General features: G+C 52.4%; 10 protein-coding genes and 2 pseudogenes. 4 read left to right on the top strand and 8 right to left on the bottom strand.

Annotation, left to right across the window (positions count from 1 at the left end; all coding sequences use genetic code 11):
- Window positions 1-40: 40 nt before the first annotated feature.
- From ACE15A_RS10425 to ACE15A_RS10405, 5 genes are all read right to left on the bottom strand, one after another.
- Window positions 41-1,507 carry a mannitol dehydrogenase family protein gene (locus tag ACE15A_RS10425; RefSeq protein WP_023248386.1) on the bottom strand — a complete coding sequence of 489 codons (1,467 nt, stop codon included), beginning with the start codon at window positions 1,505-1,507 and terminating at the stop codon, window positions 41-43.
- 169 nt (window positions 1,508-1,676) lie between these two features.
- The gene (locus tag ACE15A_RS10420) at window positions 1,677-3,218 is read right to left on the bottom strand and encodes an MFS transporter (protein WP_023248387.1); all 1,542 of its coding nucleotides are present in this window, start codon (window positions 3,216-3,218) and stop codon (window positions 1,677-1,679) included.
- A 26-nt stretch (window positions 3,219-3,244) separates the two neighbouring features.
- Window positions 3,245-4,648 carry a glucuronate isomerase gene (gene uxaC / locus ACE15A_RS10415; protein WP_053510176.1) on the bottom strand — a complete coding sequence of 468 codons (1,404 nt, stop codon included), beginning with the start codon at window positions 4,646-4,648 and terminating at the stop codon, window positions 3,245-3,247.
- A 47-nt stretch (window positions 4,649-4,695) separates the two neighbouring features.
- Window positions 4,696-5,910: a starvation-sensing protein RspA gene (gene rspA, locus ACE15A_RS10410; protein WP_053510179.1), complete on the bottom strand. Its 1,215-nt coding sequence runs from the start codon at window positions 5,908-5,910 to the stop codon at window positions 4,696-4,698.
- Between the two features lie 121 nt (window positions 5,911-6,031).
- Window positions 6,032-6,358, bottom strand: a complete 327-nt coding sequence (locus ACE15A_RS10405) for a YnfA family protein (RefSeq protein ID WP_000921382.1) — start codon at window positions 6,356-6,358, stop codon at window positions 6,032-6,034.
- Between the two features lie 155 nt (window positions 6,359-6,513).
- Here ACE15A_RS10405 and ACE15A_RS10400 point away from each other — a divergent pair, with 155 nt between their 5' ends.
- Both ACE15A_RS10400 and speG read left to right on the top strand, forming a co-directional pair.
- Window positions 6,514-6,855 (top strand): DUF1283 family protein, encoded by a 342-nt coding sequence (locus ACE15A_RS10400; protein WP_023248390.1) that lies wholly within the window; start codon window positions 6,514-6,516, stop codon window positions 6,853-6,855.
- Between the two features lie 35 nt (window positions 6,856-6,890).
- A complete protein-coding gene (speG, locus tag ACE15A_RS10395) occupies window positions 6,891-7,451 on the top strand; it encodes a spermidine N1-acetyltransferase (protein ID WP_023248391.1) in 561 nt (186 codons plus the stop codon).
- 40 nt (window positions 7,452-7,491) lie between these two features.
- Here speG and ACE15A_RS10390 read toward each other — a convergent pair.
- The 3 genes and pseudogenes from ACE15A_RS10390 to ACE15A_RS10380 all read right to left on the bottom strand — a co-directional run.
- Window positions 7,492-7,722 (bottom strand): annotated as a pseudogene (locus ACE15A_RS10390) (YnfC family lipoprotein); the annotation flags it as partial.
- A gap of 86 nt (window positions 7,723-7,808) precedes the next feature.
- On the bottom strand, window positions 7,809-10,766 hold the full coding sequence (locus ACE15A_RS10385) for an RHS repeat domain-containing protein (protein WP_129382418.1): 2,958 nt from the start codon (window positions 10,764-10,766) through the stop codon (window positions 7,809-7,811).
- A gap of 67 nt (window positions 10,767-10,833) precedes the next feature.
- Window positions 10,834-11,089 (bottom strand): annotated as a pseudogene (locus ACE15A_RS10380) (YnfC family lipoprotein); the annotation flags it as partial.
- A 104-nt stretch (window positions 11,090-11,193) separates the two neighbouring features.
- Here ACE15A_RS10380 and ACE15A_RS10375 point away from each other — a divergent pair.
- Window positions 11,194-11,502 carry a DUF1161 domain-containing protein gene (locus ACE15A_RS10375; RefSeq protein ID WP_077918492.1) on the top strand — a complete coding sequence of 103 codons (309 nt, stop codon included), beginning with the start codon at window positions 11,194-11,196 and terminating at the stop codon, window positions 11,500-11,502.
- A gap of 150 nt (window positions 11,503-11,652) precedes the next feature.
- Complete coding sequence (gene ynfE / locus ACE15A_RS10370; RefSeq protein ID WP_023249037.1) at window positions 11,653-14,091, top strand: selenate/tellurate reductase subunit YnfE; 2,439 nt, start codon at window positions 11,653-11,655, stop codon at window positions 14,089-14,091.
- The last annotated feature ends 69 nt before the right edge of the window (window positions 14,092-14,160 follow it).

The following is a 14,160-nucleotide window of genomic DNA, read 5'->3' as shown; positions in this document are numbered from 1 at the left end:
GGCTTTCCCGGTAGCATAATGCTACCGGGTACCTGTTGCGCTATTTCAACCGTTCGGCATATTTCGCCACGCTCGCTTTCGCTCCATATGTCAGTAACCTGTCATAGGCTTCTTGCACTTTTTGCGTAAACCGCGCCGCCTGCGGTAAATCGTTGCCGAAAATTTCTGCCATTCCCAGCAGCGCCTCAACACGACTTGCGCCTTCTTCACTGTTTGCCACGGCACGCTGAATAACCGGCAATAGCGGATCGCTGACGTCGATCGCCTTGCCCTGCTCATCCACGCCGCCAACGTAACGCATCCACCCCGCCACGCCCAGCGCCAGCAAATCAAAATCGCTATGATTAGCAAGATGCCAGCGAACGGAGTCCAGCATACGCTGCGGAAGTTTCTGGCTGCCATCCATCGCTATCTGCCAGGTACGATGACGCAGCGCCGGATTACGGTAACGCGCAATCAACTGATCGGCATAACGCTGTAAATCTACCCCCTGGACTTTCAGCGTTGGCACCTGCTCGCGTAACATTAACGCCTGCGCGGTCAAACGATAGTTATCGTCAGCCATACAATCATTAATATGCAGATAGCCGGCAAGATACCCCAGATAAGCCAGGAAAGAATGACTGCCGTTAAGCATTCGCAGTTTCATCTCTTCAAACGGAATCACGTCGGCGACCAGCGTCGCGCCCGCACTCTCCCATCGCGGACGACCGGCCACAAACGTATCTTCTATCACCCACTGACGAAACGGTTCGCAGGCAACGCCCGCCGGATCGCGCACACCGGTCAAATGCGCCATTTTATCCAGCGTCTCCGGCGTGACCGCAGGGACAATCCGGTCAACCATCGTTGACGGAAATGTCACATTTTGCTCGATCCATATCGCCAGTTCCTCATCCACCGCCCTGGCGTAAGCCGTCACCACATGACGCGTCACTTGCCCGTTTTCCGGCATGTTATCGCAGGACATCACGGTAAATGCCGGTAAGCCTGCAGCTTTACGACGCGCTAACGCTTCGACAATAATACCCGGCGCCGTTACCGGTTGATGCGGATTTCGCAGGTCGGCGGCAATCATGGGATGCTCCAGCAGAAGCTGGCCCGTGGCTGGCGAATGACAATACCCTTTCTCGGTAATGGTCAAAGACACAATCGCTATCTGCGGTTCACACATCGCCGCCAGCACACGTTCCAGGCCATCAACCTGTACATGCAACGCCGCTTTGACGACGCCCACCACACGCGCCGTCCAGGCATCAGCCGACATCTCCGCCACGGTATAGAGGTTATCCTGCTGCTTTAGATCGGCAATCTGCTGTTCGCCGCCAATAAGGTTAACCTCATAATAGCCCCAGTCGCTATGATGCTCCGCGGCCAGAATATCTGTATAAACGCCCTGATGCGCGCGATGAAACGCACCAAAACCGAGATGGACAATGCGCGGCACCAATGTGCTGCGATCGTAGGTCGGGAGAGTTGCCTTAGCGGTTAATAGTTTATTCTGCATCTTTTGACTCACTGTAGAGAATGGTGATTGCCATACCTGATTAACGAGTTCAACACGAAAGATTCTGATTTGCATTAATATATGCAAAATTGGTGTGACATTATTTTCAGGCTGTGTAACAGCATAAACAAAAGTCGGCGACCGTTGTTTATGCCGTCACGTCAGGTTGTTAGTTCACTTGTGCCGGTCGATAAAGCCTGGATTCCGCTTTTTGCGGTTCATTCCACAGATTTTCATAAGCGTAACCGGTCAGGTCTTCCACCACACGGCGCGTCTCCGGGGTGACGTCCTGTTTTGAACCGTGCGCTTTCAGACGATCGACCTCGTCGACAAAAACCTTGTGAGTACGCTTGTTGAGGTGAAATGTTACCGCCTGCCACAGTGCAATCAGCAGCAGCCCAGCAGTACCAACAAACAGCAGGATTGCGATGGTGTTTACGGCGCTCTCCGGCTGGATCTGGCTCCCCTTCACAAATCCGCCTTCCTGCAACATAACGCCCACGATAAAGGTTGCAATCGCCACCGTCGTTTTGCGTGAGAAAGTCATCACCGCCGCGAACAGCCCTTCACGACGCTGGCGGGTGATCATTTCATCAATGTCCGGAATGAACGGGAACACATTCCACGGCGTGAACTCCAGAACACAACGCCCCACCTGGTACAGCGCAGCCAGTACCAGCAGAATGGTGACGTTATTGTCGGTCGGGAAGTGGTAAACCATAAACAATCCGGCCAGACACAATATCATCAGGGTATAAGCAAATACATACAGACGCGACGGACCAAATTTAATGATCGCGACACCGGCTAACAGCGTGACCGGCAGGCCGACAATGCTCATCGACAGCAGGGTTCCTGAAAGCGAAGACGGCACGTTCAGGCAGTAAACACAAAAGAAAACGAAAACGGTGTTATAAACATCTTTCGCGGTAAAGGAGAACAGATAAATCGCCAGATGTTTACGGAACGCGCGCACCTTCAGAGTGGAGTAGTACTCTTTAAACAGTTTCCCGGTCGCCACAACCTTCGCCATAAAGGACGTGGGTTGACGAGTGTTTTCCAGCTCGACGAGCATCTCCGGCGTCAGTTCGCGCTCCCAAGTCACCTTCCAGGAAATAAACACGCAGAACATAAACAGCACTGCAAAGACGACGCCATTAATAAAGTACGCATGCGGATCGTGTTCACCAAAATAGCTGATTAACAGGCCCGGAATAAAGGTCGCCAGGAAAGTCCCGGATGCCGACAGGAACATACGACAGGTTGATAATTTAGTACGAGAGTTAAAGTCCTTAGTCATTTCTGACGGCAGCGTTTCCCATGGAATGAGCACCATCGCGGCAATCACTTCGAAAGCCAGATAGACAGCCAGATAGAACCAGAAGCTCATGCCTGTGACCCACAGCAGGATATACACCAGCATCAGCGGCGCACCGGCTAATAAGAAGAAGCGGCGGCGACCAAAGCGTTTGCCCAACGGGTTTTTATAGAAATGGTCAGTAAAGCTGCCCATAAACAGGCTGACGACCGCATCCACAATACGGGCGATGGCGACAATGGATGCTGCTTCGACTGGTGACAAACCGACGAAGGTGGTGTAAAAGAATAAAAGCCAGGCACCAATGACGGTAAACGCGCCGCCCCCCATGATATCTGTTAAGCCATAGCCAATACTGACCGGAATGGTTATTTTTTTATTAGTACGAGACATGTTCTACCCTCATTTAAGGAAGGACGTTAGAATCTGAAATAATTAACTGCATTATCGTGACATATATTTTTAACCATCCGTGTCAAGATCCGCTTATTATCAGGGATTTCACCACGCTCAACCCAGCCACCAATCAAATTACAAAGGATGCGGCGGAAATAATCATGACGCGGATAAGAAACCAGGCTGCGTGAATCCGTCAGCATACCGACGAAGTGCATTAATAACCCCTGATCGGCCAGACTATTTAACTGCTTTTCCATACCACGGCGAGTATCGTTAAACCACCAACCGGAACCAAACTGCATAGGCGACTTCACGCCGTCCTCGCCGGACTGGAAATTAGCAATTGTCGTGGCGACAATGTCGTTATAACTACCATTCAGGTTATAGAGGATGGTTTTAGGCAACCCGTTGCTCTGCAGCATCGCATCCAGCAAACGGTTAAGGCCCGCCGCCAGATTGTTCTGGTCGGTGATGGAATCAAAGCCGGTATTGATTCCCAACTGTTCACACATTTTTCTGTTATTGTTGCGGAGCGCGCCGAAGTGAATTTGCATTGCCCAGCCGCGTTTTTTGTACTCCCGCCCCAGCATGACAAACATGGCGCTGTTAAGCTGTGCCGTCTCGCCGTCGGTGAGCTCGCCACCGCGCCGCTTCTGAGCAAACAGCGATGCAACAGTCAGCGCATCGGCAGGTTGATACTCAACGGCTACCGGGCCGTGGTCGGAGATACGGCAGCCTACTTCGTGGAAGAAATCAATACGTTCGGCCATCGCGGCGGTAAAGTCGGCGTAGGTATGAATATCACGCCCCGTCACCTGCGCCAGCCTATCAATAAAGGTAGCAAGCACCTGTCCTTCGGCAAAAATATCGTCAGGGCGAAAGGTCGGCAGCACCCGTGTGGTAAAGGTCGGGCCCTGTTGCAGCAGGCGATGATATTCCAGCGTATCCAGCGGCGCATCGGTAGTACAAATGACTTCAACGTTGGAGCGCGTAATCAGGCTACGGGGTTTAAAATCTTCTCCACCAATAAGCTGATTACAATGATTCATTATCTCTTGCCAGTTATCACTGTCCAGCATTTCGTTACAGGAGAAATATTTATTTAATTCTAAATGTGTCCAGTGATAAAGCGGATTACCAAATGCCGCTTCAACCGTTTCAGCATAAGCTTTAAATTTCTCTTCTGGCGTAGCGTCTCCGGTAATATAGCGCTCGGCAATACCGTTCGCGCGCATAGCGCGCCATTTATAGTGATCGCCCGCTAGCCATAATTGGGTGATATTATCGAATTTTTTATTTTCGTAAATTTCTTTTGCGTCAAGATGACAGTGATAGTCGATGATCGGTAATTTTGCGGCAACTTCTTTATATAACCGAACACCGACTTCACTATCGATCATGAAACGATCGGTAATGAAGTCCATATTATTTCTCTCGTTAATATAAAATTTATTTCAGGTCGATGATATAATTACCAGCTCCATAACGTGCCGTCTTCCAGGCGGGCCACCGGCAAACAGGCTGGATCGTAGGGATATTTCCCCGCCAGTTTTTCATCGAACTCAATACCCAACCCTGGCTTGTCGCCCGGATGCATATAGCCCCCTTCGAACGTCCAGTTATGCGGGAAGACCTCCAGCATCGGCTCGGAGTAGCCCATAAACTCCTGCACGCCGAAGTTGGGCACCCACAAATCAAAATGTAATGCAGCGGCCATGCAAACCGGCGACAGATCGGACGGCCCGTGCGAACCGGTACGCACCTGATAGAGCGAGGCGAAATCGGCGATACGGCGCATCCCGGTAATGCCACCGGCATGGGTAATCGTGGTGCGGATATAGTCAATTAATTGCTCTTCAATGAGCTGTTTGCAATCCCAGATACTGTTAAAGACTTCGCCTACGGCAATCGGCGTGACCGTATGCTGGCGGATCAGGCGGAAGCACGCCTGGTTTTCAGCCGGCGTCGGATCTTCCATCCAGAACAAACGATAGTCTTCAATACGTTTGCCAAAGCGGGCAGCCTCAATGGGTGTCAGCCGATGGTGCATATCGTGCAGAAGATGTTCATTAAAACCAAACGTATTACGCACGGCGTCAAACAGCTTTGGCGTAAAATCGAGATACTTTTCCGTTGACCACAGTTGCTCTTCCGGCCATTGCCCTTTTGTCGCAGGCTCATAAGCCAGCCCCTTGCTTTTCGCCATACCGTAGGTAGTTTTCATCCCCGGAACGCCGCACTGCACGCGGATAGCTTTAAATCCCAGCTCTTTATGACGCGCATAATCTTCCAGCACATCATCGATGGTGTGGCCTGTAGTATGGCAATACACCATAACGCCTTCACGAGAGGCGCCGCCAAGCAACTGGTACAGCGGCATATTGGCGGCTTTGGCTTTAATATCCCATAGCGCCATGTCCACGGCGGAGATGGCTGACATGGTGACAGGCCCGCGACGCCAGTACGCGCCTTTGTAGAAGAATTGCCAGATATCTTCGATGCGGTGAGCATCCCGTCCAATCAGTTGCGGGCACAGGTGATCGGTAAGGTACGAGGCCACCGAGAGCTCGCGTCCGTTCAGGGTGGCATCCCCCAGACCGGTGATCCCGTCTTCTGTGGTTATCTTTAAAGTGACGAAGTTACGTCCAGGACACGTAACAAAGACTTCAGCCCCTACAATCTTCATTTTTATTCCTTACATCGCATTATGGGATGCAGAAAATTTACCCAACCAAGCTACTACCATACAAGTATGTTTATCAAAAAAGCGATACCAGATCACAAAATGTTCTGGTCGCACGGCAACGTTAAGTACGTCCCCATCCGACGACGATAATCAGCATGCCGCACAGCGCGATCAGCGCGCCGCACCAGTCATAAACCGTGAGCCGGACGCCATCGACAACGCGTAGCCAAAGGAGCGCAGTACAGACATATACCCCACCGTAAGCCGCATAAACCCGCCCACTCGCAGCCGGATGCAAGGTCAAAAGCCAGACAAATAACGCGAGTGATGCCGCGGCGGGCAGAAGCCACCACACGCTGGCGCCGCGCTTAATCCATAGCCAGGGAAGAAAACACCCTATGATTTCACAGAGCGCGGTGACAAAGAAAAGCAGCGTCGTCTTTAGCATGAGATTCATTTGATTACGAAAAGATAAGTGATAATACGACAGAATATCGCTACACGGTTATCCCGTCATTCTTGTGTATATGCCAGGCATAAGGATTGGTGTAGAATTTAAAGGTGTTTTACCGCTTTTTTCCCCTCTTATGAAAGGATATTGTGATGAACAATACGCTGAGCAAACGCCTGTGCCTGACGGCAATGCTTACGCTGGCTGCCGTTGTGTATACCACTTCCGCATTCGCTGAAACCAGTAAACTGGTGATTGAATCGGGAGATAGCGCACAAAGTCGTCAGGAAGCGGCGATGGAAAAGGAACAATGGAACGACACTCGCAGTCTGCGTCAGAAAGTGAATACCCGCGCAGAAAAAGAGTGGGACAAAGCCGATGCCGCCTTTGATAGCCGCGATAAATGCGAGCAGAGCGCCAACATCAACGCCTATTGGGAACCCAATACTCTGCGGTGTCTGGATCGTCGTACAGGTCGCGTTATTACGCCCTGATGCAGGATAACGAAAAAGAAGTGTAAGGATACAGTATGACAAGCGACTACAACGTTAGACTGCGCCCGCTTGAGCGGGAAGATTTACGATTTGTCCACCAGCTTGATAACAATGCCAGCGTCATGCGGTACTGGTTTGAAGAGCCGTATGAGGCTTTTGTCGAACTGTCGGATCTCTATGACAAACACATCCACGATCAAAGCGAGCGGCGCTTTGTCGTCGAATGCGACGGCAAAAACGCCGGGCTGGTGGAATTGGTTGAAATTAACCATGTGCATCGTCGGGCTGAATTTCAGATTATTATTTCGCCGGAGTACCAGGGGAAAGGTCTGGCGTCACGCGCGGCCAAACTGGCGATGGATTACGGATTTACCGTACTCAATCTCTATAAATTGTATTTGATCGTCGATAAAGAGAATGAAAAGGCTATTCACATCTACCGTAAACTCGGGTTTAGAGTAGAGGGTGAGCTGATACATGAGTTCTTTATTAACGGCGAATACCGTAACACCATCCGCATGTGTATCTTCCAGCAGCAGTATCTGGATGAACATAAAACGTCCGGTACTACGCTCCTGAAACCCACCGCGCAATAAACGCGGCGCGGTAGTCACGGAGAGTCGCACAACACCCAGTTTAATAGTAATCGATACGGTTTTTAATTGTGTGATGGTGGGACACTGTCGGCTTAACGCTCTCATCGACGATAACAAGCCGGCAGTCAACGGGATTAGCGTTGGCATCATATTCGCTGCTCTGTCTGACGTTGCCGGCCTGCCGATCATCCACCCAGCTTACTGCCGTATAATCCAGCTTTTTACGGGGGGCCGCGGAGGGTTTTGCCGTCACAGATAGCGTTTTATATGAGACAAAAGCACTCGGTGAGACAGAAAAACTGTCTCACCGGGTTGCCTGCTTTGGGTTTACCTTAATAAGGCATAAAGTCGTTATGATTAATGCATGTTTCGCCGTTTATCAAGAAGTTCAGCGTGTCGGGGAGTTGCAACCATTCCTTTCCCTCTATCAACAAAATCCTGGGACCAGTGTTCAGGAAGAGGGGTGTTTGTAGATTTATAAAAATTAAACAGTTCCTTACTATTGTCAAAAACAGTCCATTCGCCCTGATGTACCATTGCCACAGGGAATGGCCCCGGACGAGCTACCACTCCCAGATAACCATTATCCTTTACAACTTTATCGTGCTCATGTTCCCACATATAGGGAACAAAGTTTACCTGAGGACCATGGCGAATAACGTTCATCGCTGTATACTCAAAGGGTCTGGAAGGATCGACTTTCGCAATACCTTTATTAATTAAATCCTTTACTCCTCTTTCCTCATTACTTTCCGCCATGGGGACATGCCCTTTCCCATGAGAGAATTTAATAATATCGTGCATGTCATAATCACCGGTATAGGGCGTGATGATTTTAAATTTTATCCATGCATTAACAAGTTCATTAGCAAAAGTATTTTCCAGGCTGACTGGATAAGCCAAATCCTCACCACCCAGTCTGTTGTGTGCATAAATTCCCCGTACGCCAGATGCATCCCACTGACCTACTCGGCCAACGAAACCGCTACGTTTTGCCTGACCAAGAATAGATTCAGCGTTATCACTATAGATAGCCTTTAGTGAACCAGGTTTAATAGTCTTCTCAAGAATATTATGGCCTTTTGCTGCCGCACCTTCACCGAGTGCTGAAATAGTATAAATGCCCGCCTCCCTTACGCTCATTGAAAGATTTTCCTCTAAAGAAATTCGTTCAAAGACAGGCATATGCAAAGGGTGAACAAATGCTTCGCCCACTAATTTTCGGGCTTCCCGACCAGTACTGATCAACCCATTGCTGTCAATCAACGTGACGGGATTATTCCGTACCATCCTGAACAGGTTCAGCCCGTCCGCCGTCCCCGCCGGGTCTGCGCCCAGCCAGCGTCCCGCCCACGGCTGGTAATAACGGTATCCGTAGTAATACAGCCCCGTCGCGTCACGCTCCTTGCCCGAGTAACGCACGGTTTTGTAATCCGCCCCGGTCTGGCTGCGCGCCGTCAGAACGGCCGTACCGCCGTACGGATAATACTCTTCCATGCTGATGATATTCCCGTCGCCGTCCAGCTCCAGACCGCTGCTCCCGGTCAGGTTGTCATAGCTGTATCTGGTCTGGTCGCCGGTGAGTTCCGCCGGCCTGCCTGCTGTCCAGTGCAGTACCCGCACCTGCGCACATCCTGCCTCGCCCACCGTGATTACCTCCAGACTCTCCGTTTCCTTACCGCCGCTGACTGTGGTCCGCAGCTCCAGCCCGGGCAGGTACAGCGTACGCTGCGTCTGCGTGCTGCTGCCGGTGTTCTGCACACTCACCTTCAGGCATCGCTGGCTGCCACCGTCATACCGGTAGCTCTCCCGGTCATCCGTACTGCCGTCACGCACCACCGGCGTCACCTTCAGCAGCTCGTTGCGCGGCGTCCAGACCAGGTTCTGCCCCGGCTGGAGCTGCTTCTGTTGTCCCCCCGCAGTGAACAGCGCATCCACCCCTGACGGATTTTCCGTCAGCGTGCTCAGCACGCCCCGGTTGCTGCGGTCGCTCACCGTGATGTCCGTGGTGTAATTGTTGCCCGTGGCCGGGGCGCTGTGGCTTATCTGCGTCAGATTTCCGGCGCTGTCGTAGGTATAGGTACGGGTGTAGTTTGTGTATGCGGAACTGTCTGCGGGAAGGGGAATGGTGGCTGAGGGGAGATTACAGCCCTGCCGACCGGCGTTTGCCATTTCGCGCCCGGTGGCGCTGACCAGCCGGTACAGGCTGTCACAGGTATACCTGTTCTCCGGCACCACTTTCTGGTTGCGCCAGAAGCGGGTCTCTTCCGCGTCGTTGCTGATTTTCAGCACGTTGCCCACCGGGTCGTACTCGTAGCGCAGGTCCTGCAGTACCTTTGCGCCTGCGGCGTGGCCGGCCGGACGTTCCGTTTTAATCCCGACCAGGCGCTGCGTCTGTGGCTCGTATTCGTACGTGGTCACCACGCCGTTGCCGTGCTCCCCGCGCAGCTTCTGCCCGGCGGCGGAATACGTCAGGGACTTCACGATAACCTGTTCCGTACCATCCTTCAGCGTCAGCCATCTGCCCGGGAGCAGGCCTGCCACATCGTATGCCACCCGCTGCCTGTTACCCTGTGCATCCGTCGTGGTCAGCACCGCCCCGGTGGCGTCAGTGGTGGTCAGGGTGGTGACCCCCCCGTCACCGGGCAGCGTGTTCCGGACGGAGGCATCCGTACCCTGCCAGTCGGCCACGATATCGGGGTTGTCCGCATCCTTCAGCAGACGGCGGGTGACGGAGAGCGGTACGCCGGTCAGGGCCACGCTGTCAGTCTGCATCAGGCCTGCGGTGTCGTAATGGCTGACACACTGGCCCGCCAGATTCAGCGCCTTCTCCTCAGGAGAGTTGCCGGCCCAGACGAAGCGCTCCGTGATACGCGCGGCTTCGCCGGAGACCTGCTCCGTAATGCCCACCGGGCGGCCCGGCAGGGAGACACCTTCATACTGCCAGGTGCGGGTCATTGCCTGACTGGCGTCTTCCGTGCCGTCGTCAGCAGTGCCGATATTACTGACGGTCATAAACGGCCGGCCTGCGGCGTCGTTCAGCGCCACAGTGATGCCGTTATCCACCCCGTGCGTGCGCAGGACGTTGCCGGCCAGGTCCGTGAGGAAACTGAAGTTTACCAGCCCGGCCTCATTCAGGCGCGGGTCGGCGCTCTGCGTCAGAAAGCCGCGGGCGTCGTACTGATGGCGGGTGATGCGCTCACTGGTCACATGCGGGGAGTCGGGGTGGCGGTAATACGCGTTGTCGCGCACGGTCAGTCCGCGGTTGTCGAGGACCGTGACCGTCGGGGTGTTACTGAACAACGAAGTGCTCATGGTATTCTCCTGTTTAGGTTATGTTGCCAGTCAGACTGACTGGGCTGGGAATCATAACGCAATCAAGAGAATTATTCTCCAGCTCGTGTAACTCAAGCGTATCAAAACAGCCGTCCTGTGAAAGCGTACCGGTGACCTGCTTCGCCACCTCGCCGTTCTCATTCATCAACGTCTGGCTGAAATCCTTTACCGGACCACGTTGGATCAAAATCAAATTCATTCGAAAAACGGGCCATTTCCGGCGTATAAGACCCAGAGGATTTCGGGTTATCTCAACCTGCTGGCATCATGAACAATAACGTCAGTAAAATGGGTTTCTTCACGCGTGTCACCAGGATGAAACGATATTTATCAATCATATTAGTAAATACAGTTATTTACACGAAAAATGCTAAGCTTAGAACATCGTCATTAATCACAGGAGTTCATGATGAAAATCGCAACTGCAATAGCCGCTCTGGCGTTAATTAGCGCCCCCTCGCTGGTGATGGCGGCACCGGGATCGTGCGAGAGAGTAAAAAGTGATATTGAACAACGTATCATCAATAACGGCGTACCGGCGGATAATTTTACGCTCACTATTGTTCCTAACGACCAGGCCGATCAGCCGGATTCACAGGTGGTGGGTCATTGCGCGAACGACACGCATAAAATCCTTTATACCCGCACCAACAGCGGCAATGCGCCAGCCAATACCCCACCCGCTCAGGACGGTTCATCCGCCGAACCGCAATAAAATCCTCCTACCCTCCGGGTCCGGAGGGTAATGCTCTTTGACATGGATTAATAACCCTTACTCCCAAAGGGGTAAACTCATTATATAATTAGCATGATAATAATTTCGCTATAGATATCAATATATAGCGAAACGATAATGGAGTGAGTGATGCCCGGAGAAAAGCAACAAACAGGCGTTAGCCGCAGGACGTTAGTGAAATCAGCGGCGCTTGGCTCACTGGCGCTGGCTGCCGGAGGCGTATCTTTGCCGTTTGGGATGCGTACCGCGGCCGCAGCAGTACAGCAAGCAGTGCGCGATGAAAAAGATAAAATCGTCTGGGGCGCCTGTTCTGTCAACTGCGGCAGTCGCTGCGCCTTGCGTCTGCACGTAAAAGATAATGAAGTCTGGTGGGTTGAAACTGATAACACTGGCGACGATGTTTACGGCAATCATCAGGTTCGCGCCTGTCTGCGGGGCCGTTCAATCCGTCGGCGTATTAATCATCCGGATCGCCTTAACTATCCCATGAAACGCGTTGGTCGCCGTGGCGAAGGTAAATTTGAACGCATTAGCTGGCAGGAAGCGTTGGACACCATTAGCGCCAGGTTGAAAAAAACGGTGGAGACCTATGGCAATGAAGCTGTCTATATCCACTATTCATCCGGCATCGTAGGCGGCAACATAACCCGCTCGTCACCTGCCGCCTCGCCGGTGAAGCGTTTAATGAACTGCTACGGCGGTTCGTTGAATCAATACGGCTCATACAGTACCGCGCAAATTTCTTGCGCCATGCCCTACACCTATGGCTCCAACGACGGCAACAGCACGTCTGATATCGAAAACAGTAAACTGGTGGTCATGTTCGGCAATAATCCCGCTGAAACTCGCATGAGCGGCGGCGGTATTACCTGGTTTCTGGAGCAAGCGCGTGAACGCTCAAATGCGCGCATGATCGTGATAGATCCGCGCTATACCGATACCGCCGCCGGACGTGAAGACGAGTGGATACCGATTCGCCCTGGTACCGACGCCGCGCTGGTGGCGGGAATTGCCTGGGTGTTGATTAACGAAAATCTCGTCGACCAGCCTTTTCTCGACAACTATTGTATCGGCTACGATGAAAAGACCCTTCCGGCTGACGCGCCTCCAAATGGCCATTATAAGGCTTATATTTTGGGCCATGGTGAGGACGGCATCGCCAAAACGCCGCAGTGGGCATCACATATTACCGGCATCCCCGCCGATCGGATTATCAAACTGGCGCGCGAGATAGGCAGCGTTAAGCCGGCCTACATCTGTCAGGGTTGGGGGCCGCAGCGTCAGGCGAACGGCGAACAAACCGCTCGCGCTATCGCCATGTTGCCGATTCTAACCGGCAACGTCGGTATTCATGGCGGTAATAGCGGCGCACGCGAATCCACTTACACCATTACTATTGAACGTCTGCCTGTCCTGGACAACCCCGTTAAAACCGCCATCTCCTGCTTTAGCTGGACAGACGCCATTGCGCGTGGCCCGGAAATGACCGCCCTGCGCGACGGCGTACGCGGCAAAGATAAGCTGGATGTCCCGATCAAATTTCTATGGAACTACGCTGGCAACACCCTGACTAATCAGCATTCGGATATTAATAAAACCCATGAAATTCTTCAGGATGAAGCGAAATGCGAAATGATTGTGGTCATCGACAACTTTATGACCTCTTCCGCGAAGTACGCCGATATTCTGCTGCCGGATCTAATGACCGTCGAACAGGAAGATATCATCCCCAATGATTACGCCGGTAATATGGGATATCTGATTTTTATCCAACCGGCGACGACGCCTAAGTTCGAGCGCAAGCCCATCTACTGGGTACTCAGCGAAATCGCCAGACGTCTCGGCGACGATGTGTATCAGCGCTTTACCGAAGACCGTACACAGGCGCAGTGGCTGCAATATCTGTACGCCAAAATGCAGGCAAGAGACCCGGCATTACCCGCTTATGACGAGCTGAAAAAAATGGGCATCTATAAACGCAAAGATCCCAACGGCCATTTTGTCGCCTATAAAAAATTTCGTGAAGATCCGCAGGCCAATCCGTTAAAAACACCGTCCGGTAAAATCGAAATCTACTCCAGCAAACTCGCTCACATCGCCAGTACCTGGGAGCTGGCGGAAGGTGATGTGATAAGCCCTCTGCCGATTTATACCCCCACCTTTGAAGGATGGGACGATCCAAAACGGAGCACCTTCCCGCTACAGCTGTTTGGCTTTCACTATAAATCCCGTACCCATTCAAGCTACGGCAATATTGATGTTTTGCAGGCCGCCTGTCGCCAGGAAGTGTGGATAAATCCGCTTGATGCGCAAAAACGCGGCATCGCGAATGGCGATAGGGTTCGCGTCTTTAACGATCGTGGAGAGGTACGTCTATCCGCCAAAGTCACGCCACGTATTCTGCCGGGCGTCAGCGCGATGGGCCAGGGCGCATGGCATAATGCGGATATGACTGGCGATAAAATTGACCACGGCGCCTGCATCAATACGCTCACGACGCAGCGTCCTTCCCCCCTGGCAAAAGGGAATCCTCAACATACAAATCTGGTGGAAATCGAAAAAATCTAAGCCGCCTGCTCCGGGGCGTTTTTGCGCTCCCGGAGCTCCCCGTTTTGCGAACACAACAACATTTAAAAC

Origin of the sequence: Salmonella sp. HY31 (genome assembly GCF_042604575.1) — a bacterium.
Taxonomy (GTDB): Bacteria; Pseudomonadota; Gammaproteobacteria; order Enterobacterales; family Enterobacteriaceae; genus Salmonella; species Salmonella diarizonae.
This window is presented reverse-complemented; position numbering and strand designations above follow the sequence as displayed.

Coding starts and splice junctions, on each gene's coding strand:
- ACE15A_RS10425 (WP_023248386.1), bottom strand. CDS start 1,507: ATGCAGAATAAACTATTAACCGCTAAGGCAACTCTCCCGACCTACGAT.
- ynfE (WP_023249037.1), top strand. CDS start 11,653: ATGCCCGGAGAAAAGCAACAAACAGGCGTTAGCCGCAGGACGTTAGTG.
- uxaC (WP_053510176.1), bottom strand. CDS start 4,648: ATGGACTTCATTACCGATCGTTTCATGATCGATAGTGAAGTCGGTGTT.
- ACE15A_RS10405 (WP_000921382.1), bottom strand. CDS start 6,358: ATGCTAAAGACGACGCTGCTTTTCTTTGTCACCGCGCTCTGTGAAATC.
- speG (WP_023248391.1), top strand. CDS start 6,891: ATGACAAGCGACTACAACGTTAGACTGCGCCCGCTTGAGCGGGAAGAT.
- ACE15A_RS10420 (WP_023248387.1), bottom strand. CDS start 3,218: ATGTCTCGTACTAATAAAAAAATAACCATTCCGGTCAGTATTGGCTAT.
- ACE15A_RS10375 (WP_077918492.1), top strand. CDS start 11,194: ATGATGAAAATCGCAACTGCAATAGCCGCTCTGGCGTTAATTAGCGCC.
- rspA (WP_053510179.1), bottom strand. CDS start 5,910: ATGAAGATTGTAGGGGCTGAAGTCTTTGTTACGTGTCCTGGACGTAAC.
- ACE15A_RS10385 (WP_129382418.1), bottom strand. CDS start 10,766: ATGAGCACTTCGTTGTTCAGTAACACCCCGACGGTCACGGTCCTCGAC.
- ACE15A_RS10400 (WP_023248390.1), top strand. CDS start 6,514: ATGAACAATACGCTGAGCAAACGCCTGTGCCTGACGGCAATGCTTACG.